The organism is Myxococcus sp. CA033, from assembly GCF_013336625.1.
Taxonomy (GTDB): domain Bacteria; phylum Myxococcota; class Myxococcia; order Myxococcales; family Myxococcaceae; genus Myxococcus; species Myxococcus llanfairpwllgwyngyllgogerychwyrndrobwllllantysiliogogogochensis.
The window spans coordinates 94,219-117,247 of the sequence record NZ_JABUMU010000031.1 but is presented as its reverse complement, the minus strand read 5'-3'; the positions used below and the strand labels follow the sequence as shown (position 1 = coordinate 117,247).

The following is a 23,029-nucleotide window of genomic DNA, read 5'->3' as shown; positions in this document are numbered from 1 at the left end:
TCGTTCCCACTCACTCCGAGGAAGCCAATGAAGCTCTATTTCGCCCCGGGCGCCTGCTCGCTGTCTCCCCACATCGTCGCGCACGAGGCGGGGCTCGAGCTCCAGCTCGAGAAGGTCGACACCCAGACGAAGGTCCTCCAGTCGGGCGGCGACTTCTGGAAGATCAACCCGAAGGGCTATGTGCCCGCGTTGGAGCTGGAGCCGGGCGAGGTCCTCACGGAGGGCCCCGCGCTCGTGCTGTACCTGGCGGACCTGCGGCCCGAGGCGGGGTTGGTGCCCGCGGAGGGCAGCCGTGAGCGCTACCGCGTGCAGGAGATGCTCGGCTACATCAACTCCGAGTTGCACAAGACGTACGCTCCGCTCTTCCAGCCGACGACGCCGGACGTGACGCGCGAGGAGCGCACGGTGTACCTGTTCAAACGCTACAAGCTCATCGAGGAGCGCCTGGCCACGCGCGCCTATCTCTTCGGTGACACCTTCGGCATCGCGGATGCCTACCTCTACACCGTCACCCGCTGGGCGAAGTACGTGAAGGTGGACCTGTCCGGCTTCCCAAATCTCATGGCGTTCATGGAGCGCGTCTCCGCGCGTCCGGCGGTGCGCAAGGCGCTCGCGGCCGAGGGGCTCCCGGTCTGACGTCCTCTGGCCCCGGCGACGCTCAACGGGCCTGATGTGCGGGGCAGCGGAGAGGGTGGGCGGTCGTGGGCTCCAGGACCGCCTCGTCGAGGAGGCGCGTGGCCGTCTCATCCATCCCTCAACACCCACCATATCCCTTCACACCGGTTGCACATCCAATCCAGCGAGAAGTCCCGAGCAACTCGTCGATCAGGTAATCCACCCCACCAAGCAGTGGCGTCTCTCCCTTCGAGATGAACTCAGCATAACAAACAGGATTCACCACCCCTACCTCTGGAGCTGTCAATACGACTCCCGCAAACCCGATGACACCATGAGGACAAGTAAAGAAACTCGCAGTGTCGCCTCCGTAGACCTCCGCGGTACGGACATGCTCGGCGAGAATCGTCCTGAGACGTCCAACCTGCTCCCCAGTCAATTGGGAATCCCTCCTCCCTACGACCTCCACGTGCTCCATTCCCCCATACACAACGCATCCATCGTCATAGACATGAACATCATAAACGGGACACAGCCCATCACATCCCGTACGCCGCATTCCGACGATCAAGCCCTTGTGTTCCGTCGCCCTCTCCGTGACGGATGACGGAGGCGTGTGCAGGTGACTCGACCGGCACCCGACACAGGCCATCCACACGCTCAGGACCACCCAGAGGAAGCTGCTCCCGTCCCATCTAGCCGACGTCATGGATGTGGCCTCTTGAGATACGGCAGTTTGTGTTTCTCGAAACAGCGCCTCTTCCACTGCAGGGCAGTATCATGGGTGAGCTCACGCGCTCAGGCCCTGTCCAGACTCTACTCGTGGATGGATGTGAAGCCGCCTCCGGAGGGAGCCTCCGCTCTGACGTCGACGGGAATCTGGTGAAATCTCGCGGGTCATGCGAATGGCGACCCTCGTCAACCACCGCTCAACTCCTGCTGATGGTCCTGGATGATTTCATCAAGGAGCGTTTGCTGGGCCTTATCACGTGCGCGCACTTCTACGCCCGCTCTTGGGATCAATGTCGAAGGCGCCCTGATAAGGGCGACCGCGCCGCGCTCCGCGTGTTCAAGAGGAATGATTGACGACGAGGCCCCGAGTTCCGTTGGAGCGAATCCCAAACGTGCGAAGAACTCGTAGGTCCTGGCCGGAGCCTCGGGATTCGGCCCAAGGTTATAGGTCTGCGTTTGTTTCCGAGGAGCGGCCTCCAAGCTGACCCTGGCCACGATGACCGCTCGTAGCAAGTCGGAGAAAGTCGGGAAGGGCTGCTCGGCCGCGACCTTGCTGCTCACTAAATCCTCTTCGTGAATGCGGAGGATGGCCGTGTCACGCCCGTCCGGTGTTGGGCGGGAGAGATCAAAGAAGTCGTCCGGGTGACGGCCGTTGTAGTCGTCCTCACCCATGGCGAATTTGAGGTAGCGGCGAGAATCGGGCCGCTCGCGTTGATAATCTTCAAGGTCCTCTAGCAGGGCCGAGATTGAGGTTGTCCCCCACATCAACCGCATTTCGCCGGTCGATGCACCCATGGTTGCGAGGAACTCGCGATACAGGCCAGGCAGCGCGTCGAGTCCTCCATGTGGCTGGGCAAGCGCGGTCATCTGGTCGGTCGTTGCTGGTTCGAAGCCATGAGTGCTCCCGGGCTTCCATCGCTCCATGAACGCGAGTAGGCCCGTCATCGACAAGGCAGGAGGGGACCTGAGAATCGTTGACCAGGTCATGCGCAACTCTGCTTCTTGAAGTCGCACCGGGCCATGAACAGCGTGTCCTGACACGACTGGCAGGAAAGGACAGTGACCTCCTTTTTGCGCTTCATGTCACGGCGCTCTTCGACATACTCGCCGCCCTTGTCTTCCATGATGTCGGCGGCGCTCGGAGGCGTCCAGGGCCCCTCGGACGGCGCGAAGCCGATGGGGCCGCGATAGGGCACATTGAATTTCACCTGCTTCTTCTCACTGGAGAAGGAGAAGTAAATCTCGGTCATCGAATGCGCGACATGACCGCTCGCTCCGATGAGTTTGGCGCCTGCACAGGTTCCAGGGACATTGTTGTATCCACTCTCACCTCTGATGACGTAGTTCCTGGTGTCGTCCCACTGTTTGGCCACCTTGTCGATGGCTTGGGTGTCTCCCGCGGCACACCTTGGGTTGATGGTCATGAGGTCCTCCAGTGTGGAGGCCCGCTCAATGACCGTGCAACCGTGAGCCTCGGCGATGGCCGTGAAGCCGGGAGGCACCTCGTTACCCGATACCGCGGCGAATTTCTTGCCGGTGAGGCACACCATGACTCCGAACATGTACCCGCCAGACCTGCTGCGACGATGAGTCTCAAGCCCCTCACGTGTCCGATCAAGGGTCTTGATATACGCCATCCGCTCATCCAAGGTCGTCTGTTTGGGTGGGGGTGATTGACGCCCGAGGCGCTCAAGTTCGGCGACCTTCGTTGTGATTTCCTGGTGGACCTTGGCCCACTCGGTCTCGCGGACCTTGAGGTCCTTGAGAATCTTGTTGGCGACGTCGAGGCTTCCTTCTGGACGCTCAAGCACCGCATGGCTGTCCGCGTCCTTCTGGCAGATGATGCACAGCCCCTCGAAGTCGTCCCCGTACGCGAATCCCGTCCCACCATGTCCATTTGATATGAACGTGGTATTGAAGGAGTTGCCGTTGTGAAGGGTGACGTCGAGGTAGCGCACGACGCCCTTTCCCTCGATTTTCACGTCCACGCTGCCGCTTCCCCAAGCCATCTTCCCCTTGAGCTTGGAGGAGATGATGCCGCCCGCCGTGCCCGGCTCATCGCCCGAGCTGATGCTCAACTCGGAGTCGGTCAGTGCCACCGGGTGGCCATTGATGGTGACGCTCGTGCTTCCATGGATGAGCGTGGAGTCTTGAGCGGAGTTGACGAAGGGGGTGGGCACAGGGCCTCCCGGCGTCGGCACCTTGCAGACGTCGGGTGCGGCCGAGGTGTGCGTGTTACCGCTTCCCTTGTGCAGGATGGCGCGGCCGTTGGCGAAGACCTTGCTCATGCTTCCTCCTTGGCGTTTCGAATCATATCCATGACGCAGGCGCGAATGCGCCCACTGTCGGCACTGCCGTCGACGAGCGCCCTGAGCGCGTTGGTCTGACGCCTGTCAAGGACCGGAGAGGGTGTGAGCCATTCACATCCGAGGGAAGTTCACGGGTCCGATGATGACGGCCCGTGAATCGTTCCCGTCGCGCAGTTCGAGTGTGTAGGTGCCTTGCAGTTCGTCCGGGCTGGCCTCTGTCTCCAGGATGAGCAACACCTCGATGTCGCCAGCGGTCAGGGGCTTCGACTGCCAGGCCCGCAGCTCATGGGAGCGGCGACCCAGGGTGTCCCTGAGCGTGGCTCGGCTCGCGGTCCACGGGAGATGATGGCCGGCTGAAGCCAGCACGAGTGCCACCGCGACGCGGGAGATGCTCCTGAAGACCTGTGCCTCGGTTTCACGAGACAGAATGGACCGGGCCGTTGAGAGGTCCTGACCGAGTGTGTTTCCGAGAATGCCCTGCTCGTTCAGAAGCCCTGTGGCGAAAAGTCCTGTCAGGCCCGTTGGACCCTGCTCAGCTCGAAGCCTCGCGTTCTCCTCGCGCAGCCTCAGAAGCTCGCCCTCGAGCTGGGCGGTCTCGGTCCGGTTGTTGCGCGCTCTTGGTGGATCGCTCACGACCTCCACCTGGGCATCGAAGTGCCCCGGGGCCACGACGAGGAGAAAGTTCGCTTCCCTGGGAGTGGAGCCGTCCTCGAAGCGCAGGGTCAGACGCAGCCGCGTGCCTTCCTGGAGTTTGTCCGAGGGCAGGAGCATGAGGGTGTCCTCGCCCATCACCACCCGGTGAAAACGCTCCCGTCCCTCCAGCGTGACGGCGTCTCGTGCGAGAGAGGTGTCGAACAGGAGCGCGGTGGTGCCCCCGGGACGAATGAAGATCTCGGCAGGTGCTGGGCCCTGTCGTGTCCCCAGGTCGATGCGACGGACCTCCGAGGAAGACGATGACGTGTGAGACTGCGCCAGTGCGGGCCCGCTCCGCATGCTCATGGCGACGAGGCACATCATGAGCGGCAGGAGGCGTCGTGGACGGCTCGTGCTAATTCTTCTCGTCACCGGTCTCCTGGAAGCGACCCACGGCGCGCACGGCGAACTTGTTGGCCACGACGCCATGGTCATCGTCGCTGCCTGCCTTGGCGGGAATGCCATACACCCCCCTCTGATTGGGGTCGACATATGACATGCAGACAGGGTAGCTCTTGCCCTCGATTCGTGCCTCGACGACTCGGCCATAGACCCGGGTGGGGGTGACGTAGATGTTCGTGATGAGTTCCGCTCCTCGGCGGAGCGCTCCGAACGTCCGGTCCAGATGGGTCGAGATTCGAGACTCGCGGAGGGTGATGTCCGCATGGGCAAGTCCGGTGTGGTCCCTCTCCCCGATGGACGCGGAGACCTGAACGCCGATTCGGATGTTGAGCCGGGCCATGGCCTCCCGCGCTCCAGGAGGGCAGTCCTCGGCGGCAGGCACTGGCTGGTGTTTCACCACAGATGGCGAGCCGGCGCATGCGAGCCCCGTGCAAGCCAGGGCTACCTTGGACAGACGGGGCAGGGAGGGGGAGCGCTGCTTCACGGGAGCAGGGGGCGACGCGGACAGGGCGGGGGCCTTCTTCACGGGAGTGGGGTCCTGGAGTGACGGCGCCACGGGGGCGACGGTCGCGGGGGTGGGCTCCGCCATGGGCGAGATCGCGACTCCGCCACTGTGCGGCGACTCACGCGCGCTGGCCAGTTTCTGACCAGTGGGGGAGGTCATTTCATGGGTGACCTGTGGAGTTGTCTGTCTCCACCCGCCCATGAAACGGCTCCCAAACACGCCCAGGGCCACCACTCCCACCAGCGTCAACAGCAGGCGTCGATAGGGATGGGGATGCAGCCGCCGCGCCTGGCCCTCCACCGTGGCGTGTCTGGGCGAGGTCCATGGCGCGGGACTCGGTGGTGGCCGCAGGGTGCCCAGCACCGTGGCCCACAGTTGTTGCAACCGGGCCCGAGCCTTCGATGGAGGCTTGCGCAGATGTGAAGCCCACTCCGGACGGCGCACGCGGCGCAGCGCTTGCGACGGCTCGCCGTCCACCGCGACGAGCGGAGCCTCCGCCCAGTCGAAGAGGGGCTCATCCCAGGACTCGCCGGGTGTGCCTTCCAGGGTGGCGACCAGCGTCGATGCCAGCTCCGCGCCACTCTGGAAGCGGCGCGCGGGGTCCTTGTCCAGCATCCGCTGGAGGAGGGTGTCGAGCATGGGCGGCGCGCGGGGATTCACCGTGGAGGGCGCGGGCGGCTCCTGCGAGGTGATGGCGGCGCACAGCACGTCCGCCGGCCAGTCGGGGAGGAAGGGGTAGTGCCCCGTGGCGGCGCGGTACAGACAGACCCCCAACGCATAGAGGTCATCGGTGGCCACGGAGGTGTAGCGGGCATCCGGATGACGCCAGTGGCGCTGGTGGAAGCGGATGGCCTCCGGGCTGCGCAGGTAGAGCGTCCCCGGGGGCAGGGGACCCGTGGTCAACGTGGGCGCACCCGTGTACACGCCCGCGCCCAGGTCGATGAGCACGGGGTCTCCCTCGGGGGTCCGCAAGAGGATGTGCTCTGGCTTGAGGTCCCGGTGCAGCACGTCCCCCGCGTGCAGCGTGTCCAGCGCCAGGGCCACGCGACGGAGCGTCTCCAGGAGCTGTCGGAAGGTGGGGTTGTGGTGGTCCGCCCAGACGTGGAGCGGAGGCCCGGGCACCCAGTCCATGACGAAGTAGAAGTGGCCGGTGACGATGTCCGGCCAGCGGCCACAGGCATGGACCGCCACCACGTTCGGATGCACCGCGCGGTCCAGCAAGAGGGTGAGCTCGCGCAACGCACGGCCCTCGGACGCGTCGCGGGCCAGCTTGAGGGCGAAGTAGCGCCCCGGCGCGTCGGTGGGCTCCACGCGATAGACGACGCCATAGCCCCCCAAGCCCAGCCGCTCGATGACGCGCCATCCGCCCGTGATGACGAGGCCCGGAGGAAGGGCGTCCGGATTCATCGATGGGGTCCGCGTGCTCATGGTCGTCAGAGGTCTCCTGGAAGCCGCTGAACCTAGCAGGTCGAACCCTCCTCGTGTGACCCGCCATGGTGGGTGACCGGCGGACAACTCCCTGGGCAGGGCTCGACGTGCCCGCGCGACATGGGGCGGAAGCCTCCTGGAGCCCGGCACCAGGCGCTCGCCGACCCGCGGGCTCGCTCCCCTCCGGCCCTGGCGTCCCCGACCTCGGCCGGAGGGCCCCCAGGGGGCGTTGTTCTCCACTGGTCGCCCGGCCGCCCCTCACCCGGGGAGGCGGAAAGAAGCCGTGCGCCGAGCCGTGTCTAAGGGTATAGACAAGCCCTTCATGTGTCCCATGGTGAAGACCGAAGACCTCATCGACGCCCAGGGCGTGGCCGGGCTGCTCCAGCTGCGCCACTCCAACAGCGTCAGCACCTATCTGCGCCGCTACCCGGACATGCCCCGGCCCATCCTGGACCTGGGCACGGGACGTCCCCGGTTGTGGCTGCGTCCCCAGGTGATGCGCTGGCTGCGCGCCCGCAAGTCCGACACGGTCCACACCGGAGTTGAGTGATGACCACCGCCAGTCCCCGTACCCCTCCCGCCGTGCTGCCCGGTCCCAATGACGTCTGCTGGTGCGGCAGCGGCACCAAGTACAAGAAGTGTCACCGTGGCGCCGACGCCGTGGAGGCCCGCAAGAAGGGCCCCGAGGTGGCGCGCAATGGCATCCGGCCGGGCATCATCAGCCCCCGCCGCGATGTGCCCCTGAACATCCCTCGTCCGGACTACGCCGTGTCCGGGCGGCCGCTGCGTCGAGGCGGCGGGGACTCCGACATCAAGACGCCGGACGTCATCGCGCGCATGCGCCGCGCCTGCAAGGCCGCCGCGGAGGTGCTCCAGGAGGTGGCCAGCCACGTCCGCCCGGGCATCACCACCGACGAGCTGGATGCCATCACCCACGAGGCATACATCCGCCGGGGCGGCTATCCGAGCACGCTCAACTACCACGGCTTCCCCAAGTCGCTGTGCACCTCCGTCAACGAGGTCATCTGCCACGGCATCCCCGACAGCCGCGCGCTGGAGGACGGGGACATCGTCAACCTGGACATCACCATCTTCCTGGATGGGGTGCATGGGGACTGCTCGGCCACGTACTTCGTGGGCACTCCGCAGCCGGAGAGCGAGCGGCTGGTGCGCGTCACGCGCGAGTGCCTGGAGCTGGGCATCGCCGCCGTGAAGCCCGGCCGCCCCATCAGCGACATCGGCCGCGCGATTGAGACGCACGCCACGAAGAACGGCGTGAGCGTGGTGCGCGCCTACTGTGGCCACGGCATCGGCGAGACGTTCCACACGGCCCTCCAGATTCCGCACTACTACGAGCCGGAGGCCGACACCGTCATCCAGACGGGCATGATTTTCACCGTCGAGCCGATGATCAACCAGGGCGGCTGGGGCCACCGCACGTGGGACGACGGGTGGACCGCCGTCACCGCCGACGGCACCCGCAGCGCGCAGTTCGAGCACACGCTGCTCGTCACCGAGCAGGGCGCCGAAATCCTCACGGTGCCCTGAGCCGTCCTCCGCCGCACGAGGCCCCCTGCACGCCAGGGGGCCTCCTCGGGCACCTACGGTGTTCCCGCGTCGCCCCGCGGTCCGAGCCCGCCGTGTGAAGGCAGACAGTCTCCGGCTCGCGGACTTCCCGACACGAGGGCTTCATCCCTGTCGCGGAGTCGACGCCCCCGTCAAATGGCCTCCCAGCCTCGTCCGGACGGTGCGGTATCACCTGCGCCTGGCCGGGGCTCGACGTGTCTGGCTTTCGCGACGCGGAGCGCTCCGACGAGGGACTGTCCACGCGGTTGTGTCGCCGGAGGCGCGCCATGGCACTCGATATCGCTGTCGACCCCCAGTCGCTCAAGAGCGTCCAGGATGTCATCCAGACGCTGGAGGGGACCTTCCAGGTGGACTTCATCCCGGGCGTCCTGAAGAAGCTGGAGGAGAAGCTGCTCGTGGAGCGCGCGGCGTTCCGGGTGAATGAGTCGGCGCAGCGGTACGAGCTGGACCTCTACTTCGGACTGAAGGCCCCCGAGGTGGAGGACTCGCGGGAGCCTTTCTTGAAGGTGGGGATGAGCATCACCATCCAGCCGGAGGTCGTCTCCCGGGGGCGCAGGCCCGCGCGGTATGACGGCACGCTGGAGGTCCCGCTCTCCGGCGAGGCCGTCACCCACATGCCGTTCGCGCTCTATCTGAAGAGGAGCCTCCGATAGCGCTCCCGCTGTTTGAATAGCAACAGCAATCAGCCTGCCAGGGTGATTGTGAGTTTGATGCCACGCGGCAACAGTGCGCGTGGGCCCATCGTGGTGTGACTTCGCGTCATTCAGAGGGCCCATGAATCCCTTCAGTCCTGAAAGGAATCGTTCCCATGAAGAACTGGGTGACGTTGTGCCTTGTCTGCATCGCTTCCGGAGCCTTCGCCGCGGACAAGACTCCGCCGGCCAAGACGCCTCCTCCCTCCACCACGAAGCCGGCGCCGGAGTCCAAGGCCGCCGAGCCCAGGACGCTCACCATCGAGGAGGACAAGGCCGCGAAGCAGGAGCCGAAGAACAAGAAGGTGGACACCAAGGCCACCGAGACCGCCAGCAAGCCGCTGCTGTAGCCCTGACTCGAAACCCCACGGAGGGCAAACCCCATGAAGAAGATGATGGCGGGATTGTGTCTTGTCTGGCTGTGTCTGTCCCAGGGAACGGCGCAGGGTGCCGAGGACTGCATCAAGACGATGAATCAGGGCTCCGCCACGGTGAAGCTCGGATTGTATGAGCAGAGCTGTATGTCGATGTCCTGGACCGGAGGGGTGATTACGTCGGACGTCACCTACAACTGCTGTGGTCCCAGCGCGACCATTCGCATCAACGGGACGGACTGGAATCGGCTGCTCGCCGAGGGCAAGCTGGATGGCTTCCGCTACCAGAAGGCCGATACCAGCAGCAATGGCTCGACCACGCTCTACTTCCGGAAGGTCGTCGGGAAGGAACTCACGAACATCGCTCCCGAAGACTTCTTCAAGTAGCGGACGTGTGCCCACGGGTGGGGCGGCTCGCCCGCCCGTGGGACTTGCCGAGCGAGGCGTCGTGGACACCCACTTCCTGCACGGAATCAATCCCTTCCTGTTCCGCTTCTCGGAGACGCTCTCCCTTCGCTGGACGGGGGCGGCGTACCTCGTGGGCTTCCTGCTCGCGTTCGCGGTGCTCCGGCGTCAGGCGGCGCGAGGTGAAGGCCCTGTCGCGAAGCAGGAGGTGTCGGGCTTCGTGCTCTACGCCAGCCTCTTCGGGGTCATTCTGGGCGGACGGCTGGGGTACGTGCTGCTGCACCAGTGGGATGATTTCTCCCGCGACGGCTCCGTCTTCTTCCAGTTCCGACAGGGGGGCGCATCGGTGCTGGGGGCGGTGCTGGGAGTTGTCGCCTTTTCGGTGTACTTCGCGCGCCAGCAGCGACGCCCGTGGCTCCAGGTGACGGATGCGCTGGCGGTGCTCGCGCCGCTGGGGTTCTTGCTGGCGTACCTGGCGGTGTTCATGGAAGGCGCGCCGCTGGGGCAGGTGACCTCCGTGCCCTGGGCCGTGCGCTTTCCCGCCGAGGTGGGGATGCCGGGTTTCCAGCCCGTGGTGACGCCGTCGTTCGACGTGTCCACCCTGGCCTATGCCCCGGGGCATGAGGTGGCGGCGCTGGCGCGCGCGGATGCGACCTTCCTCGCGGAGCTGCACCGCATCCTCCCCGCGCGGCACCCCGTGTTGCTCTATCAGGCCCTGCTGGAGGGACTGCTGTTGGGCGGTGTCCTGCTGGCGGTGCGTGCGCTGTGGCGCTCGCGGCCCGTGGGGCTGCTGAGCGGGCTGTTCTTCGCGCTGCATGGAAGCCTGGCCCTGGTCGGTCTCCTGTTCCGCGAGGCCCAGCCGAACCTGTCCTTCGCCGCGCAGCTCGAGCAGGGGGTGCTCCCACCCGTGCTGATGCTGGGGGTGGGGGCGGCCTTCCTCCTGAGTGTGCTGGGCCAGCGTCCGGACGCGGTGGGTGTGCCCGCGCCCGTGAAGCTGGAGGGGTGAGGCTCACGAGGGACAGGGAGGCGGGTGCGCGCCCTTCGTCAGGCGGAAGCGCGCCGGCCTCAGGGCCTGCACCACGATGTGGCCTGCCTGCTCCAGGCGCAGCGTGGCGCCGGGCTCCAGCACGTAGTCCGTCGGGTCCGCGTCGAGCGTGAGCCAGAGCCGACCCTCGGTGCAGGTGAGCGTCAGGCCCTCGGTTCCTCGCACGCGCCGACTCCAGAGCGCGCCCTGGAACAGTCCGAAGCAGCCCGACTCCGCTTCCGGGTGTGCTTCCGGCTTCAAGTGACTCCACAGCGTGCTCCACCAGCTCCGCCGCGTCAGAGCGAACATCGACTCCATGGCTCCATGACCTCCTTGCGCGTCGCAACATGCGCCCTGTCGCGGGAACAGAACAGATGCAGCCGATTGTCATTGTGACCAGTACAGTCCCGGGGTGGGAAACTGTACCGGTCCGACATGCGGTCAGGTGTATCTGGGCAGCGGGCGTCGGGCCCGGTACCGATACAGGTCCCGGGACGGCATCTCGACGGAGGTGGCATGGGCGCGCTGGCACACAAACCGAAGCTGTACGAGCAGGTGGCCGAGCGACTGGAGGAGGCCATCGCCGCGGGGACGCTGCGAGCGGGGGACCGGCTTCCCTCGGTGCGCCAGCTCAGCCTGCGTGAGCGGGTGAGTGTCTCCACGGTGCTCCAGGCGTATCTGCACCTGGAGTCGGTGGGGCTCATCGAGACGCGGCCGCAGTCGGGCCACTACGTGCGTCGCCGCGAGCGCCCGCGTCTCGCCGAGCCGCAGGTGTCCCGGCCCGCGACGAGCGCCACGCCCGTCACCATCAGCGGGCTGGTGTCCCGCGTGTACCAGGCGATGAGGGACCCTCGCATCGTGCAGCTCGGTGGGGCGTGGCCCGCGCCGGAGCTGTTGCCCACGCGCAGGTTGTACCGGGAGCTGAACGCGCTCACGCGCGAGGCCGGTGACGTGGGGGTGCTGTACGACGCGCCGCCGGGGTGCCCGGAACTTCGGCAGCAGCTGGCGCGGCGCTCGCTCGACTGGGGTGGGGCGCTGGCACCCGAGGACTTCATCATCACCTGTGGCGCGGCGGAGGCGATTCACCTGTGCCTGCTCGCCGTGGCGCGCACGGGGGACACCATCGCGATTGAGTCTCCCGCGTACTACGGCACGTTGCAGGCCATCGAGTCGCTGGGGCTGAAGGCGCTGGAGATTCCGTGCTCGCCGCGACATGGGATGGAGCTGGATGCGTTGGAGGCGGCGCTGGAGCGGCGGCGCGTGGCGGCGGTGCTGGTGGTGCCGAGCTTCAGCAATCCGGTGGGCAGTTGCATGCCGGAGGCGCGGCGGCGTCGGTTGGTGGCGATGCTGGAGGCGCGGGGCGTTCCGCTCATCGAGGATGACTTGTATGGCGACCTGCACTTCGACGCGGAGCGCCCGCGCACGTGCAAGTCCTTCGACACGTCAGGGAACGTGCTGCTGTGTGGCTCGTTCTCGAAGACGCTCGCGCCGGGGTTCCGCGTCGGGTACGTGGCGCCGGGGCGGTTCCGCGAGCGGGTGGAGTTGCTGAAGTTCTCGCACACGATTGCCACGGCGTCGTTGCCTCCGCTCGCGATTGCGCGGTTCCTGGAAGAGGGCGGGTATGACCGGCACCTGCGCTCGCTGCGCCGCCATCTCATGTCCCAGGTGGAGAGCATGGCTGGGGGCGTGGCGGAGTATTTCCCGGAGGGGACGCGGGTGGCTCGGCCGTCGGGGGGCTCGTTGTTGTGGGTGGAGCTGCCGCCCAAGGTGGACTCACTGGCGTTGCATGAGCGCGCCATCGAGGCGGGCATCAGCATCGCGCCCGGGCCCATCTTCTCCGCGCGGCCGGACTCATATCGGAATTTCATCCGACTGAGCTGTGGTCAGCCGTGGACGCCGCGAGTCGAAGCGGCGGTGTCCACGCTGGGGAGCTTGGCGCGCAGCCTCGCGTGACGGGGCTTCAGCGAATGAAGAGGAGGCCCAGGCCCTGGCGGGAGGCCTTGTCCAGGGCGTGCGTGGCCGCGTCGAGCGCGCGCGCCGGGTCGCCGCGTCGCGCGAGGGACAGCTTGCGCTGAAACCAGGCGCGCAGGCGGGCGGAGCGGAGGAGGGGCTTGTAGTCGGGGGCACCGGCCAGGTGCTCGCGCAGGCCCTCGTGAAGCTGGCGGACCTCGGAGCCCGTCCAGAAGCCGAGGGCCGGGTACACGCGCTTGAAGCCACGGCCCATGGGGCCATCCTTTCCGGGCATACGGCCCGAGACGGTGAAGCGCCAGAGTCGCTGGATGGGCTCCGGACAGGATGTGCCGACGACGGCCTCCGCCGCCTGGAGGTCGTACTCGCTGGGATGGAGCTGCGTGGCCAGCTCCAGGGGCTCCCCTCGTGTGTCCTCGTCCAGGTGGACGAGTTCGTCGGCGAGCACGTCGAGCAGGTCCCAGACTCCGTCCTCGAGTCGCTCGGGAAGCCGGGTCACGGTGTCCGCGCCGTGCCGGGACAGGTGGTCCATCAGCTCCAGGAGCAGGACGTCGTCATCGTCCTCCTCGGGGTCCTCCAGGCCCTCGGCCACCGTGGCGCGCATGGCCGCGAGTCGCGTGGGAGTCAGCACACCGGCGAGTCCCTCGGGGGGAGTCAGGAAGAAGGAGACAGGGGCACGCATGGCCTCTGTGTACACCGCCTCACGGCGGGTCGCGCGGGGTTCAGTGGGAGGAGAGGGGCGCGGTGGCTGGGTCAATCCGCTTCAAGCGACGGTTCAAGCAGCGCGCGGACGAAGTGAAGACCGTCTGGGTGGACGCCGGCAAGGAGTACCAGAAGTTCCGTCGCAATCAGCAGCTACCGGCCGCATACCCTCCAGGACGCTGTGCTGCTCCTAAAGCGCTTCTGCTCGTGCTGGAGGACGAGGCCTTCCCTGCCGGCATCACCGAGCAGTGGTTCCATCCCGAAGGCAGACCGACCCGAGGGAAGATCAAGTTCCGGGACCGGGCGAGCGGTACGGTGGTCGCAGGTCCATTCGCGCATGGGAAGACGGTTCCGCCGTGCGGCACCTGTTGTGTCCTCCTCCCCATGATGATCTGCCCGGAAGTCCAGGAGAGGCAATGCCGACACACGAAGGAGTAGAGCCCCAACTGGAGAGCCTGCTGCTGCGGACCGTCCCTGGGCTCGCGGAGCAGTGGCGGGGCGCCAGTCCTTCCACGATTGAGAAGGTCGAGCGGATTGCCGGCCGTCCCCTGCCTCCGTTCTATCGCTGGTTCCTGGGTCACATGGGACAGAGCATGGGACCCCTGGCCTATCCCACCCTGGATTTCTCGGCCGAGCGCGTGCTGGCGTGCTACGCCCAGGCGCTGGTCAAGCCTGATCCCCGCTTTCTGCTCATCGCCTACGAGTCCGATGAGATGATGCCGCTGCATCTCTTCTACGACTTCAAGGCGCCTGTACGAAACGATGCCATGGTCACGTCGCGTCAAGCTCGCGGCAAGGAACTGACCGACGCATTCGAGACGCTGAGGGAGATGCTCGCGTGGGGAGCGCTCTCCTTGTTTCGCATCGACAGGGCACCGCACACCTGCAGCGGCAGCCTCAAGGGCGACACCCCAGACTTCTTGATGAACCTCGACCCCGTGATGAGCAGTCTTGGATTCGACCAACCAATTCCCACGGGCCCGTTCTGCAGGCTGTATGAGCGGCCTGACGCGGTCATGGTGTGCATGGGCACGCCGAGAGCAGGAACCGGGAACCGGCGGGCTTTCGACCTTGGCGGCAACAACCCCGGAAGCCTGCGGAGGATTCTGGGGGAGCTCGCATCAGCGCGCGTCGTGGAGATTCAGATGAAGAAACAGGCTTGAGGATTCCGCCTGGGTCGTGCCCGCGGAGGGTTGCTCCGCGGGCCGTCAGGTCTCCATCCGACTCACGGAGTTCAGCAGTTCAGGTTGATGCGGATGAAGTCCACCATGGACTCGTTCTGCATGCGGAACTGCAGCATGTCGCCCACCGAGGTGATGGGGAGCGGCATGCACAGGAAGGCGGTGTTGCCCGGGTTCCACGTCGGGGTCAGCGCGGGCGTCACGGCCGTGTTGGCGATGATGGGGAAGCTGTAGGTGCCAAAGTCCGTGTCGTGCACGGTGATGGTGTCGTTCTGAGGGGTCGTCGGAAGCGCCCGGGAATAGGCGCAGAGCGTCAGCGTGCAGAACGGTGTCTGGGTGAAACAGCTCCGAAGTCCGTGCCGCAGCGTGGCCACGGTATGACGGTTGGAGGTGGCGTCATCCAGCGTCTTGAGCTGGCTGGCCGGGATGCCGTTGGCCGCGAGGTAGGTGACGAACTCGGGCATCGCCGTGGGGGCGTAGGGCAACGGGTCCGGTCCTCCGCCGAAGTTGTCGGCCGTCCCGAAGGTGACGGACATGTTCGGGGTGCAGACGGTCTGCTCGGCCTCACCCAGGGCGTCGTCACCGAGGGTGGGCTCCTCGGCGGAACCACAGGCGGTCAGGGCGAAAGGCAGCAGTCCCAGGGCAAGCAGCGCGGAAGCGGAACGGGGCATGGAGGTCCTCCGGGTCGAGTGGGTACGGCGGTTGTGAAGCCGTGCAGGGCCGTCGGAGTGTCATATCCCGCACGGCCTGCGAGTGAAGCCTGCAATAACGCCAGGCGCGAGTCCACGACGTGGTGCATGGGCTGCTCTTCGGCTGCTCCATGCGGCAGGATGCCGACGTCGTCGCCATGTCCAAGGATTCCCGATGAAGCGTCTTCCCGTACGTCTCGCGCTGCTCCCTCTTCTGGCCACGCTGCTCGCGGGCGGTACCCAGGCGGCCGACCTGAAGGTGACGACGCTCACGGTCATCCCCAAGCCGGATGCGGAGCACCCCTATCCGCAGGACGTCATCCAGATGCCGTTCATCACCCACGACAAGCCGGAGGTGGCCTCCAATATCAATGACCGCCTGTTCATCGCCCGGTTCAAGGCGCTGGCGCCAGCCAAGGCGGAACCTCGACTGCCCGCTCAGGAACTCGACCTGGCGGGCCTGGCCGGTCAGGAGTTCGGAGTGAAGCGCAACGATGCGCGGCTGCTCACGATTGGATTCAAGGCCGAAGTCTGCGGCGCCTACTGCGAGACGGACCATGTCGCCTTCAGCTTCGACACACGGACCGGCCGCCTGCTCAATCCGCAGGAGTTGTTCACCCGTGCCGGAGTGCAGGCGCTGAGCAAACGCATGCAGAAAGAAAAACAGCGCGTCTACCGGGCGCAGATGGTGAAGCATGAGAAGGAGCTGAAGGCGTCACGCAAGCAGAAAGCTGATAGCGAGAAGCTTGACGACCTGGAGTCGCGCATCGCCCTCAATCGCGAGTGTCTGGCCAGCAATGCGCAGGATGCAGAGGAAGCGTCCGCCAGGACCTCCTTCGATGAGCGCTGGGAGTTCAAAGCGGAGGCAGCCGTTCTGACGGCGGAGCGCTGCAGCAACCACGCCTCGCGCGCGCTCGACGACGTAGGCGGTGTCAGCCTGTCACTGCCGTACGCCACCCTGCGTCCGCATCTGACGGCCTATGGCAAGAGCGTGCTGCTGGGTGAAGGCCAGGCGTTGTCAGGCGATGTCTTGGGTCAGGTGCTGCGCGGTCGTGTCGGCAAGCAGCCGATTGTCATGGTGCTGGAGAAGCAGTCCGCCGACTCGGTGTCCGGCGTGTACTTCTACGAGAAATATCGCAAGCGGATTGAGCTGAACGGCCAGGAAGAAGGCGGGAAGCTCGACCTGCAGGAGCAGGATGCGGACGGGACCCCGGTGGCGCAGCTGCGACTGGAGGTTGGCAACAACCACCTGCGAGGTGAATGGCTGGGGAAACAGTCCTCGCAGGTGGAGCTTCGCGCACCCTGAGTCGTGTGGAGTGGGGGACTCACGGGGGCGTGCGCCAGTCGAGGGCCGAGGGCCGGGGGCGCCGGGGACTGGCCAGCAGCCACTCCGGAATGTCCGGGGCAGTCAGGTGCTGGACTTGCATTCCCAATGAGCCTGCCAGCCGAAGGAGTGCGACTCCCTCGATGAAGACGTGAGCCTCCGTCCGGAGCATCTCTGGATCCGCGCGCGGGTTCCCACGCTCGCGCGCGAGTTCCCGCGAGCGCTCGTGCAGCAGGTCTGCCCAGGCCGTCTCGAGCTTTTGCTCGTCTCCGGTGAGCAGGGCCTCGCACAGCTTGAGTCGAGCGGGAGCTTGAGACCGGGCCAGCGCCTGCTCCAGCAGCCGGCCCAGGGTGAAGCGGATGTTCCTGTAATCATCTTCCAGGTCCGATGACATGCTCACCCCAGGGTGGATATTGGCTCAGAGCATGACGGGAGCGCCCAGTTCGAGCACATCCAGTCCCGTGACTCCCGCGGCAGTGAGCTTGTCGAGCAGATCCTCCCGGATGATGAAGGCCCGGGGGTATTCCTTGATGCGGAACAAGGAGCGCTGCTCGGGAATCTTGTCCTCGCGCAGGAGCAGGCGGCGGATGACGAGGAACTGCTCCGGCGAGAAGCTGGAGCGGTCGTACTCCGAGCGCTCGAGGTCCACGCAATCCACGGTTCCCAGCACGTGCGCGATGGAGTAGGGCGCGTCGACCACGCGGTCCTTCTTGTCGATGATGGAGATGGGAAGCCACTCGATATCGACCGGCGCGGTTTCCAGGAGCTTGCGCGCCTTCTCCGAGATGATGAGGCGCGAGAACTTGTTGGGGATGAAATCCGTGAGTTTCATCCCCCTGTGTTTCTTGGAGAGTGGATAGGAAGCCTGCTTGGGGAACTTGTCCCCCATGGGCTCGCCGTCTCCCAGTCGCCAGGCCTGGGCCACGCCCCGGGTCTCCTGCTCGAGGTAACCCAGTTCGTCGCGCGGAGGGACCCGCAGAATCTTGTAGTTCACTTGATGCGCCCCTGCTGTCGTCGAAGAACTCCTGGAAGAGCATGTCGTTGGCAATCAGGTGATGCCAATTGTGCTTGTATGGGTGATGGCCGCCCTCGCCATTGTCGTAGAGGGGGACGAAGTTGCCATGGTGGCCAATGTCCCAGATGTGAGGATCCACCGGCTGGTTGGCTTGTTGCTGCTTCGGAGTGATGAAGGCCCGGGTCGTCCCATCATGTCCCGGAGTATATGCAAAGCGGGAGTCGGCGAAGGGGGACGACGGAGAATCAATTCGCCCGCGGGAAAAGGACGCTCTGCCCGCTGTGATGATTGACTGGAAGCGAACGATGGGTGGTTGCCCGAACCTCACGAGCAGGTGCTCGCGAGGAAGGAGTTCTCCGCGCTTCGCAGTGCTGAATACGGCGGGCTGCCTGGAAGTCCTACCAGCGGGAGCTTGTTGAGCTGGGATTGGCGACGTGGGAGGCGGCGCGTGACGGCATTCGCCACCTGCGCATCTTTGATGGCTCCGCCTCCAGCGATGAAGGACTCCGAGGCGGAGGCCCCGCGCGAAGAGCGCCTTCTCGCGAGGTCCCCCGAGATGAGCCGCCCGGCTCAGAGGCTGGGATAGTCGATGTAGCCCTTGGCGCCGCCGCCGTAGAGCGTCGTCTTGTCGAGCCGGGCCAGGGGCGCGTTCTCACGCAACCGGCGCACGAGGTCCGGGTTGGAGATGTACAGGCGGCCGAAGGAGACGAGGTCCGCGCCCGCTTCGACGGCCTTGCTCGCGAGCTCCCCGTCGTAGCTGTTGTTGACCATCCACGCCGCCTTTCCGCCCGCGTCGCGATACGCCTTTTTCAGCGCTGCGTAGTCGAATGGACGGTCCGCCAGCTCACGCGCTCCCCCGGTGGCCCCCTCGATGATGTGGACGTAGGCGAGGCCGAGCTTCGCCAGCTCACGCACGACGGACTCGAAGAGCGGCTGCGGGTTGGCGTCGAACGCGTCGTTGGCGGTGGTGACGGGGGACAGGCGGATGCCCGTGCGTCCGGCCCCCACGGCGTCAATCACCGCGCGCGTGACCTCCAGCATCAGGCGGGCCCGGTTCTCGATGCTTCCGCCGTAGTCGTCCGTGCGCTGGTTGGAGCCCGTCTTGAGGAACTGGTCGAGCAGGTAGCCGTTGGCGCCATGAATCTCCACCCCATCGAAGCCCGCGACCTCCACGGCGTCGCGCGCGGCGCGCGCGTAATCACGAACGATGCCGGGGAGCTCCGCCACCTCCAGCGCGCGAGGAACGGAGGTCGGCTCGAACGTGGGGACTCCGTTCCTGAACAACACGGTCCGGGTGTTGGCGACGACGGCCGAGGGAGCCACGGGCGCTGCGTTGCCCGGCTGAAGCTCCGTGTGGGATACGCGCCCCACATGCCAGAGCTGGGTGACGATGCGGCCCCCGGCCTCGTGCACGGCGTGGGTGACTTTCTTCCACGCGGCGAGCTGCTCGGGGGCGTACAGGCCGGGCACGTCGGCGTAGCCCTGCGCCTGGTGGCTGATGGCGGTCGCCTCGCTGATGAGCAGCCCGGCGGAGGCGCGCTGGGCGTAGTAGGTGGCGGCGAGGTCCGGAGGGATGGCGCCGGGCGAGCGGTTGCGCGTCAGCGGCGCCATGACGATTCGGTTGGCGAGCCGCAGGTCGCCCACGGTGATGGGGTCGAAGAGAGTAGGCATGTTCGTGTCGTGAGGGGAGGAGGGGAGGCGCAGCGTAACGGCCTGCGTTTCCCGTCACCACACGAACCCCAACCTGGAGGTCTCCATTGACCTGGCGGTTGGATGCAACCGAGACACACGTGTCAGCCAGTCCCGAGACGTTTTTCACGCCCGTGAGGCCGTGAGAGACATTCGGGGTCTTGTTCTTTGTCCTCACGGGTGCTTGGTTCCCGAGCTGTTTTGAAAAGGGGGACTCACTCATGAATCGTGGCACGAGACGGATGTCTGGCATCGCGGCGTGGTGCGGGTTGCTGTGCGCGCTGTGGATGGGGGGATGCACAGGAAGTGCTCCGGAGGAGACGACACCCGAGCCCGCCTCCGCGCGCGCCGCGGAAGGCTTCTCTCGTCAGGGAACGGTGCTGGCGGGGCGCAACCACTCCCTGGCCCTGCGCTCGGATGGGACGGTGTGGTCCTGGGGTGGCAATACCTTCGGACAACTGGGCAATGGCACGACGCGCTCGCGTCCGTTCCCCGTGCGGGTGTGGCGCTTGTTCGACATCCGGGCGCTCGGCGCGGGTGAGCTGCATTCGCTGGCGCTGAAGTCGGATGGGACGGTGTGGGCGTGGGGCAACAACATGAGTGGACAGCTCGGGGATGGGAGTATGACTTCGCGGCACGTGCCCGTGCCCGTGCCTGGACTGACGAACGGCGTGGCCATCGCCGCGGGCTTCTCCCACTCCCTGGTCCTGAAGTCGGATGGAACGGTGTGGGCGTGGGGCAACAACGCGACAGGACAGCTGGGGGATGGGACGACGACGCGAAGGACGTCGCCCGTGCAGGTGCAGGGCCTGTCCGGGGTGATGGCCATCTCCGCGGGCAATGTCCATTCACTGGCGCTGACCGCGGATGGGCGCGTCTGGTCCTGGGGCGGCAACGCGGACGGACAGCTGGGAACCGGAGACCTCACGGGCCGCACCCTGCCCGCGGCGCTCCCGGGCCTGACGGGCCTGACGTCGGTATCGGGCGGAGGCTCGCACACGGTGGCGCTGAGAGTGGACGGCACGGTGTGGACCTGGGGCAAGAACGACGAAGGACAGCTCGGCCTGGGGTCGACTGGCGTGAGCCTCGTCCCCACGCAGGTTCCGGCGCTGAGCGGTGTCGAGGCGGTGGTGGGCGGCGGGCAGCACACCGTGGCGCTGAAGGGCGATGGGACGGTGTGGGCGTGGGGCAGCAACGCGAGGTCGCAGCTGGGTGATGGGACGATGCTCCAGCGGCTGTCGCCCGTGCAGGTGCCAGGCCTCACGCAGGTCCGGGGCGTGTCGGCGGGCGGCGGACAGCACTCGGTGGCGGTGAAGGCGAGCGGCGAAGTCTGGGCCTGGGGTTCGAACAGCGACGGGCAGGTGGGCGACGGGACGTATCTGATGAAGTCGGTGCCCATCGCGACGCGCGCGTGGCTGGAGCGAGTCGAGGCCTCGGGGGGGCAGAGTCATTCCCTGGCGTTGAAGGCGGACGGCACTGTCTGGTCCTGGGGCAGCAATCTGTATGGGCAGATGGGTGATGGGTCGACCGAGTCGCGCTGGGGGCCCATCAAGGTCACGCTCCCGGGGCTGCCCCTGGTGGGCTCGGTCGCCGCCGGAGGAGTGCATTCGGTGGTCCTCAGGGAAGACGGCACGGTGTGGTCCTGGGGTTACAACGGCTACGGCTCCGTCGGAGATGGGACGACGACCTGGCGAAAGCTCCCGGTCCAGGTCCCAGGCCCTCTGGTGGCCGTGGCCGTGGCCACCGGCATCCGTCATTCCCTGGCGTTGAAGGCGGACGGCACGGTGTGGTCCTGGGGTGCGAACTCCGCCGGACAGTTGGGCGATGGGACGGCACTCAACCGGACCCTGCCCACCTATGTCCCGGGGCTGTTGGGCATCGTTTCAATCGCCGCGGGTGAGGCGCATTCGTTGGCCGTGAAGTCCGACGGCACGGTCTGGACGTGGGGCTATAACAGCACGCTCCCGATGGAGCTGGACCCCGAGGAGCCGATTGGACCGGGTCTGGTGGCCCCGACGCAGGTGCAGGGGCTCGCGGACGTGGTGGCCGTGGGGGGCGGCAACAGCCACTCCGTGGCGCTGAAGGCGGATGGAACGGTCTGGGCCTGGGGCAACAACGATTCCGGGCAGCTGGGGGATGGCACCTTCGTGTCGCGGATGGCGCCGGCCCAGGTGGTGGGGCTGTCGGGGGTGGTCGCCGTGTCCGCGAATGGGGCGTTCTCCTCGGCGCTGAAGGCGGACGGGACGGTGTGGACGTGGGGCGGGAACTCGCTCGGGCAACTGGGCGGGGGCGTCTCCGCGTCGCGGCCGCTGCCCGCGCAGGTTCCGGGGGTGTCCAATGTCCGGTCCCTGATGGCGGGCGGGACGCATGCCCTGGTGATGAAGGACGACGGGACGCTGTGGTCCTGGGGGCACAACTATTACGGCCAGATTGGTGATGGGGTGACCGACAGGAAGGCGAGCCCTGTTCCCTCGTTGGTGCTTCGCTCGCGTGGGGTGGCCGCGGCCACTCAGGTCTCGATGGGATTGACTCCGGACGGCAAGGTCCAGACCTGGGGCGTGAACACGTGGGGGCAGTTGGGGGACGGAAGCAGATTCACCCGGCCGGAGCCCATCGAGGTGCCTGGGCTGACGGGGATGGTGGCTGTCTCCATGGCGTATTCCCATGCGCTGGCGTTGAAGTCAGACGGAACGGCGTGGGCCTGGGGGTCGAACTCGAGTGGAACCTTGGGAGACGGGACGCGGACCCAGCGCTTCAATCCCGTGCAGGTGATGCCCTCGACCCGGTTTCTGTCCATCTCCACGGGGTCCGCGCACAGCATGGCCCTGGCGGAAGATGGGACGGTGTGGGCCTGGGGGGGCAATGGATATGGAGAGCTGGGGGACGGGACGCAGACCCTGCGCTCCCAGCCGGTCCAGGTGCAGGGGCTGACGCAGGTGACTGCCATCGCGGCGGGGAACTCTTTTTCGGTGGCCTTGAGGGCGAACGGGACGGTGTGGACCTGGGGCGCCAACAGTCAGGGGCAGTTGGGGATCAACTCCACGGTGCCGCGTTCGCTGCCCGTCCAGGTGCCGGGGCTCACGGGCATCACCGCCGTGTCGGCGGGAAATAGCCATGTCCTGGCCTTGAAGTCCGACGGGACGGTGTGGGGGTGGGGCTCCAACTCCTACGGAGAGGTGGGGGAGGGCACCACGGTCGGCAAGCTCATCCCCGTCCAGACGAAGGTGCTGACTGGAGTGTTGTCCATCGCGGCGGGTGTGAATCACAACCTCGCCATCACGGTGGGAGGACTGGTCTGGTCCTGGGGACGCAATGAGCAGGGACAGCTGGGAGATGGCGTCCCGTCCACGTCGAAGCTCCTGCCCGCGCGAGTGAGCGCGCTCGGTACCGCCGTGGCGGTCGCCGCCGGAGGAGACCATTCCCACGCCATCCTCGCGGACCGGAGCCTCTGGTCCTGGGGCGGTAGCGCCAATGGACAGCTTGGCACCGGATTGTCACTCATCCGGGCCGCTCCCGTGCAGGTCTGGTGAGTCTTCACGCCGCGTCGCGCGTCATTGCAAGACGCGCGGCGCGGTGGTGCGGCTGGTGTGGCTCGCCGACTTGCTCTGGTCCCGATTGAAGCCTTGCTTGATTTCGCCTGGAGGGGACCTGGCTGCATTGCCCGTGGCGCGATGCCTTGCAAGGGAAGGTCGGAG

General features: G+C 66.5%; 23 protein-coding genes. 12 read left to right on the top strand and 11 right to left on the bottom strand.

Annotation, left to right across the window (positions count from 1 at the left end):
• Window positions 1–27: 27 nt before the first annotated feature.
• Complete coding sequence (gene gstA / locus HUA78_RS41475; protein WP_174460634.1) at window positions 28–636, top strand: glutathione transferase GstA; 609 nt, start codon at window positions 28–30, stop codon at window positions 634–636.
• 118 nt (window positions 637–754) lie between these two features.
• On the opposite strand, the gene HUA78_RS47905 is transcribed toward gstA, so the two are convergent.
• The 5 genes from HUA78_RS47905 to HUA78_RS41455 form a co-directional block, all read right to left on the bottom strand.
• Complete coding sequence (locus tag HUA78_RS47905) at window positions 755–1,174, bottom strand: DUF6438 domain-containing protein (protein ID WP_371745790.1); 420 nt, start codon at window positions 1,172–1,174, stop codon at window positions 755–757.
• 359 nt (window positions 1,175–1,533) lie between these two features.
• On the bottom strand, window positions 1,534–2,271 hold the full coding sequence (locus HUA78_RS41470) for a hypothetical protein (RefSeq protein ID WP_254624191.1): 738 nt from the start codon (window positions 2,269–2,271) through the stop codon (window positions 1,534–1,536).
• Window positions 2,272–2,330: 59 nt separating this feature from the next.
• A complete protein-coding gene (locus HUA78_RS41465) occupies window positions 2,331–3,635 on the bottom strand; it encodes a DUF4150 domain-containing protein (RefSeq protein WP_174478723.1) in 1,305 nt (434 codons plus the stop codon).
• Between the two features lie 132 nt (window positions 3,636–3,767).
• The gene (locus HUA78_RS41460; RefSeq protein WP_174468863.1) at window positions 3,768–4,655 is read right to left on the bottom strand and encodes a DUF2381 family protein; all 888 of its coding nucleotides are present in this window, start codon (window positions 4,653–4,655) and stop codon (window positions 3,768–3,770) included.
• A 49-nt stretch (window positions 4,656–4,704) separates the two neighbouring features.
• Window positions 4,705–6,684 carry a serine/threonine-protein kinase gene (locus tag HUA78_RS41455; protein WP_174478722.1) on the bottom strand — a complete coding sequence of 660 codons (1,980 nt, stop codon included), beginning with the start codon at window positions 6,682–6,684 and terminating at the stop codon, window positions 4,705–4,707.
• A gap of 331 nt (window positions 6,685–7,015) precedes the next feature.
• On the opposite strand from HUA78_RS41455, the gene HUA78_RS41450 reads away from it, so the two are divergent.
• From HUA78_RS41450 to HUA78_RS41425, 6 genes are all read left to right on the top strand, one after another.
• Window positions 7,016–7,234, top strand: a complete 219-nt coding sequence (locus HUA78_RS41450; RefSeq protein WP_174454334.1) for a hypothetical protein — start codon at window positions 7,016–7,018, stop codon at window positions 7,232–7,234.
• On the top strand, window positions 7,234–8,232 hold the full coding sequence (gene map / locus HUA78_RS41445) for a type I methionyl aminopeptidase (RefSeq protein ID WP_141640379.1): 999 nt from the start codon (window positions 7,234–7,236) through the stop codon (window positions 8,230–8,232). The genes HUA78_RS41450 and map overlap by 1 nt, the downstream gene beginning before the upstream one ends.
• Before the next feature lie 305 nt (window positions 8,233–8,537).
• Complete coding sequence (locus HUA78_RS41440) at window positions 8,538–8,924, top strand: hypothetical protein (RefSeq protein WP_174453810.1); 387 nt, start codon at window positions 8,538–8,540, stop codon at window positions 8,922–8,924.
• 155 nt (window positions 8,925–9,079) lie between these two features.
• The gene (locus HUA78_RS41435; protein WP_141640381.1) at window positions 9,080–9,313 is read left to right on the top strand and encodes a hypothetical protein; all 234 of its coding nucleotides are present in this window, start codon (window positions 9,080–9,082) and stop codon (window positions 9,311–9,313) included.
• A gap of 33 nt (window positions 9,314–9,346) precedes the next feature.
• Window positions 9,347–9,724, top strand: a complete 378-nt coding sequence (locus HUA78_RS41430; protein WP_174467873.1) for a hypothetical protein — start codon at window positions 9,347–9,349, stop codon at window positions 9,722–9,724.
• 61 nt (window positions 9,725–9,785) lie between these two features.
• Entirely contained in the window at window positions 9,786–10,748 is a 963-nt protein-coding gene (locus HUA78_RS41425) for a prolipoprotein diacylglyceryl transferase family protein (protein ID WP_174453812.1), read from the top strand.
• A gap of 3 nt (window positions 10,749–10,751) precedes the next feature.
• Here the strand turns inward: HUA78_RS41425 and HUA78_RS41420 are convergent, their stop codons facing one another.
• Complete coding sequence (locus HUA78_RS41420; protein WP_254624189.1) at window positions 10,752–11,084, bottom strand: DUF2917 domain-containing protein; 333 nt, start codon at window positions 11,082–11,084, stop codon at window positions 10,752–10,754.
• Window positions 11,085–11,282: 198 nt separating this feature from the next.
• Here HUA78_RS41420 and HUA78_RS41415 point away from each other — a divergent pair, with 198 nt between their 5' ends.
• Entirely contained in the window at window positions 11,283–12,719 is a 1,437-nt protein-coding gene (locus HUA78_RS41415; RefSeq protein ID WP_141640384.1) for a PLP-dependent aminotransferase family protein, read from the top strand.
• 7 nt (window positions 12,720–12,726) lie between these two features.
• Here the strand turns inward: HUA78_RS41415 and HUA78_RS41410 are convergent, their stop codons facing one another.
• The gene (locus HUA78_RS41410) at window positions 12,727–13,416 is read right to left on the bottom strand and encodes a hypothetical protein (RefSeq protein WP_174478721.1); all 690 of its coding nucleotides are present in this window, start codon (window positions 13,414–13,416) and stop codon (window positions 12,727–12,729) included.
• 62 nt (window positions 13,417–13,478) lie between these two features.
• On the opposite strand from HUA78_RS41410, the gene HUA78_RS41405 reads away from it, so the two are divergent.
• Together HUA78_RS41405 and HUA78_RS41400 are read left to right on the top strand one after the other, a co-directional pair.
• Entirely contained in the window at window positions 13,479–13,874 is a 396-nt protein-coding gene (locus tag HUA78_RS41405; protein ID WP_174478720.1) for a hypothetical protein, read from the top strand.
• Entirely contained in the window at window positions 13,853–14,599 is a 747-nt protein-coding gene (locus tag HUA78_RS41400; RefSeq protein ID WP_254624188.1) for an SMI1/KNR4 family protein, read from the top strand. Before HUA78_RS41405 ends, HUA78_RS41400 begins: the two co-directional genes overlap by 22 nt.
• 71 nt (window positions 14,600–14,670) lie before the next feature.
• Here HUA78_RS41400 and HUA78_RS41395 read toward each other — a convergent pair whose 3' ends face one another.
• Complete coding sequence (locus HUA78_RS41395) at window positions 14,671–15,288, bottom strand: hypothetical protein (RefSeq protein ID WP_174453817.1); 618 nt, start codon at window positions 15,286–15,288, stop codon at window positions 14,671–14,673.
• A gap of 193 nt (window positions 15,289–15,481) precedes the next feature.
• Here HUA78_RS41395 and HUA78_RS41390 point away from each other — a divergent pair, with 193 nt between their 5' ends.
• Window positions 15,482–16,612, top strand: a complete 1,131-nt coding sequence (locus tag HUA78_RS41390; protein WP_174478719.1) for a hypothetical protein — start codon at window positions 15,482–15,484, stop codon at window positions 16,610–16,612.
• Window positions 16,613–16,631: 19 nt separating this feature from the next.
• Here HUA78_RS41390 and HUA78_RS41385 read toward each other — a convergent pair whose 3' ends face one another.
• The 3 genes from HUA78_RS41385 to HUA78_RS41375 all read right to left on the bottom strand — a co-directional run bounded on the left by HUA78_RS41385 (window position 16,632) and on the right by HUA78_RS41375 (window position 19,316).
• The gene (locus tag HUA78_RS41385) at window positions 16,632–17,030 is read right to left on the bottom strand and encodes an immunity 49 family protein (RefSeq protein ID WP_217442796.1); all 399 of its coding nucleotides are present in this window, start codon (window positions 17,028–17,030) and stop codon (window positions 16,632–16,634) included.
• Window positions 17,031–17,048: 18 nt separating this feature from the next.
• Window positions 17,049–17,624 carry an imm11 family protein gene (locus HUA78_RS41380; RefSeq protein ID WP_174478717.1) on the bottom strand — a complete coding sequence of 192 codons (576 nt, stop codon included), beginning with the start codon at window positions 17,622–17,624 and terminating at the stop codon, window positions 17,049–17,051.
• Between the two features lie 591 nt (window positions 17,625–18,215).
• The gene (locus HUA78_RS41375; RefSeq protein WP_174478716.1) at window positions 18,216–19,316 is read right to left on the bottom strand and encodes an alkene reductase; all 1,101 of its coding nucleotides are present in this window, start codon (window positions 19,314–19,316) and stop codon (window positions 18,216–18,218) included.
• A 239-nt stretch (window positions 19,317–19,555) separates the two neighbouring features.
• On the opposite strand from HUA78_RS41375, the gene HUA78_RS41370 reads away from it, so the two are divergent.
• Window positions 19,556–22,864, top strand: a complete 3,309-nt coding sequence (locus tag HUA78_RS41370) for an RCC1 repeat-containing protein (protein WP_174453820.1) — start codon at window positions 19,556–19,558, stop codon at window positions 22,862–22,864.
• The last annotated feature ends 165 nt before the right edge of the window (window positions 22,865–23,029 follow it).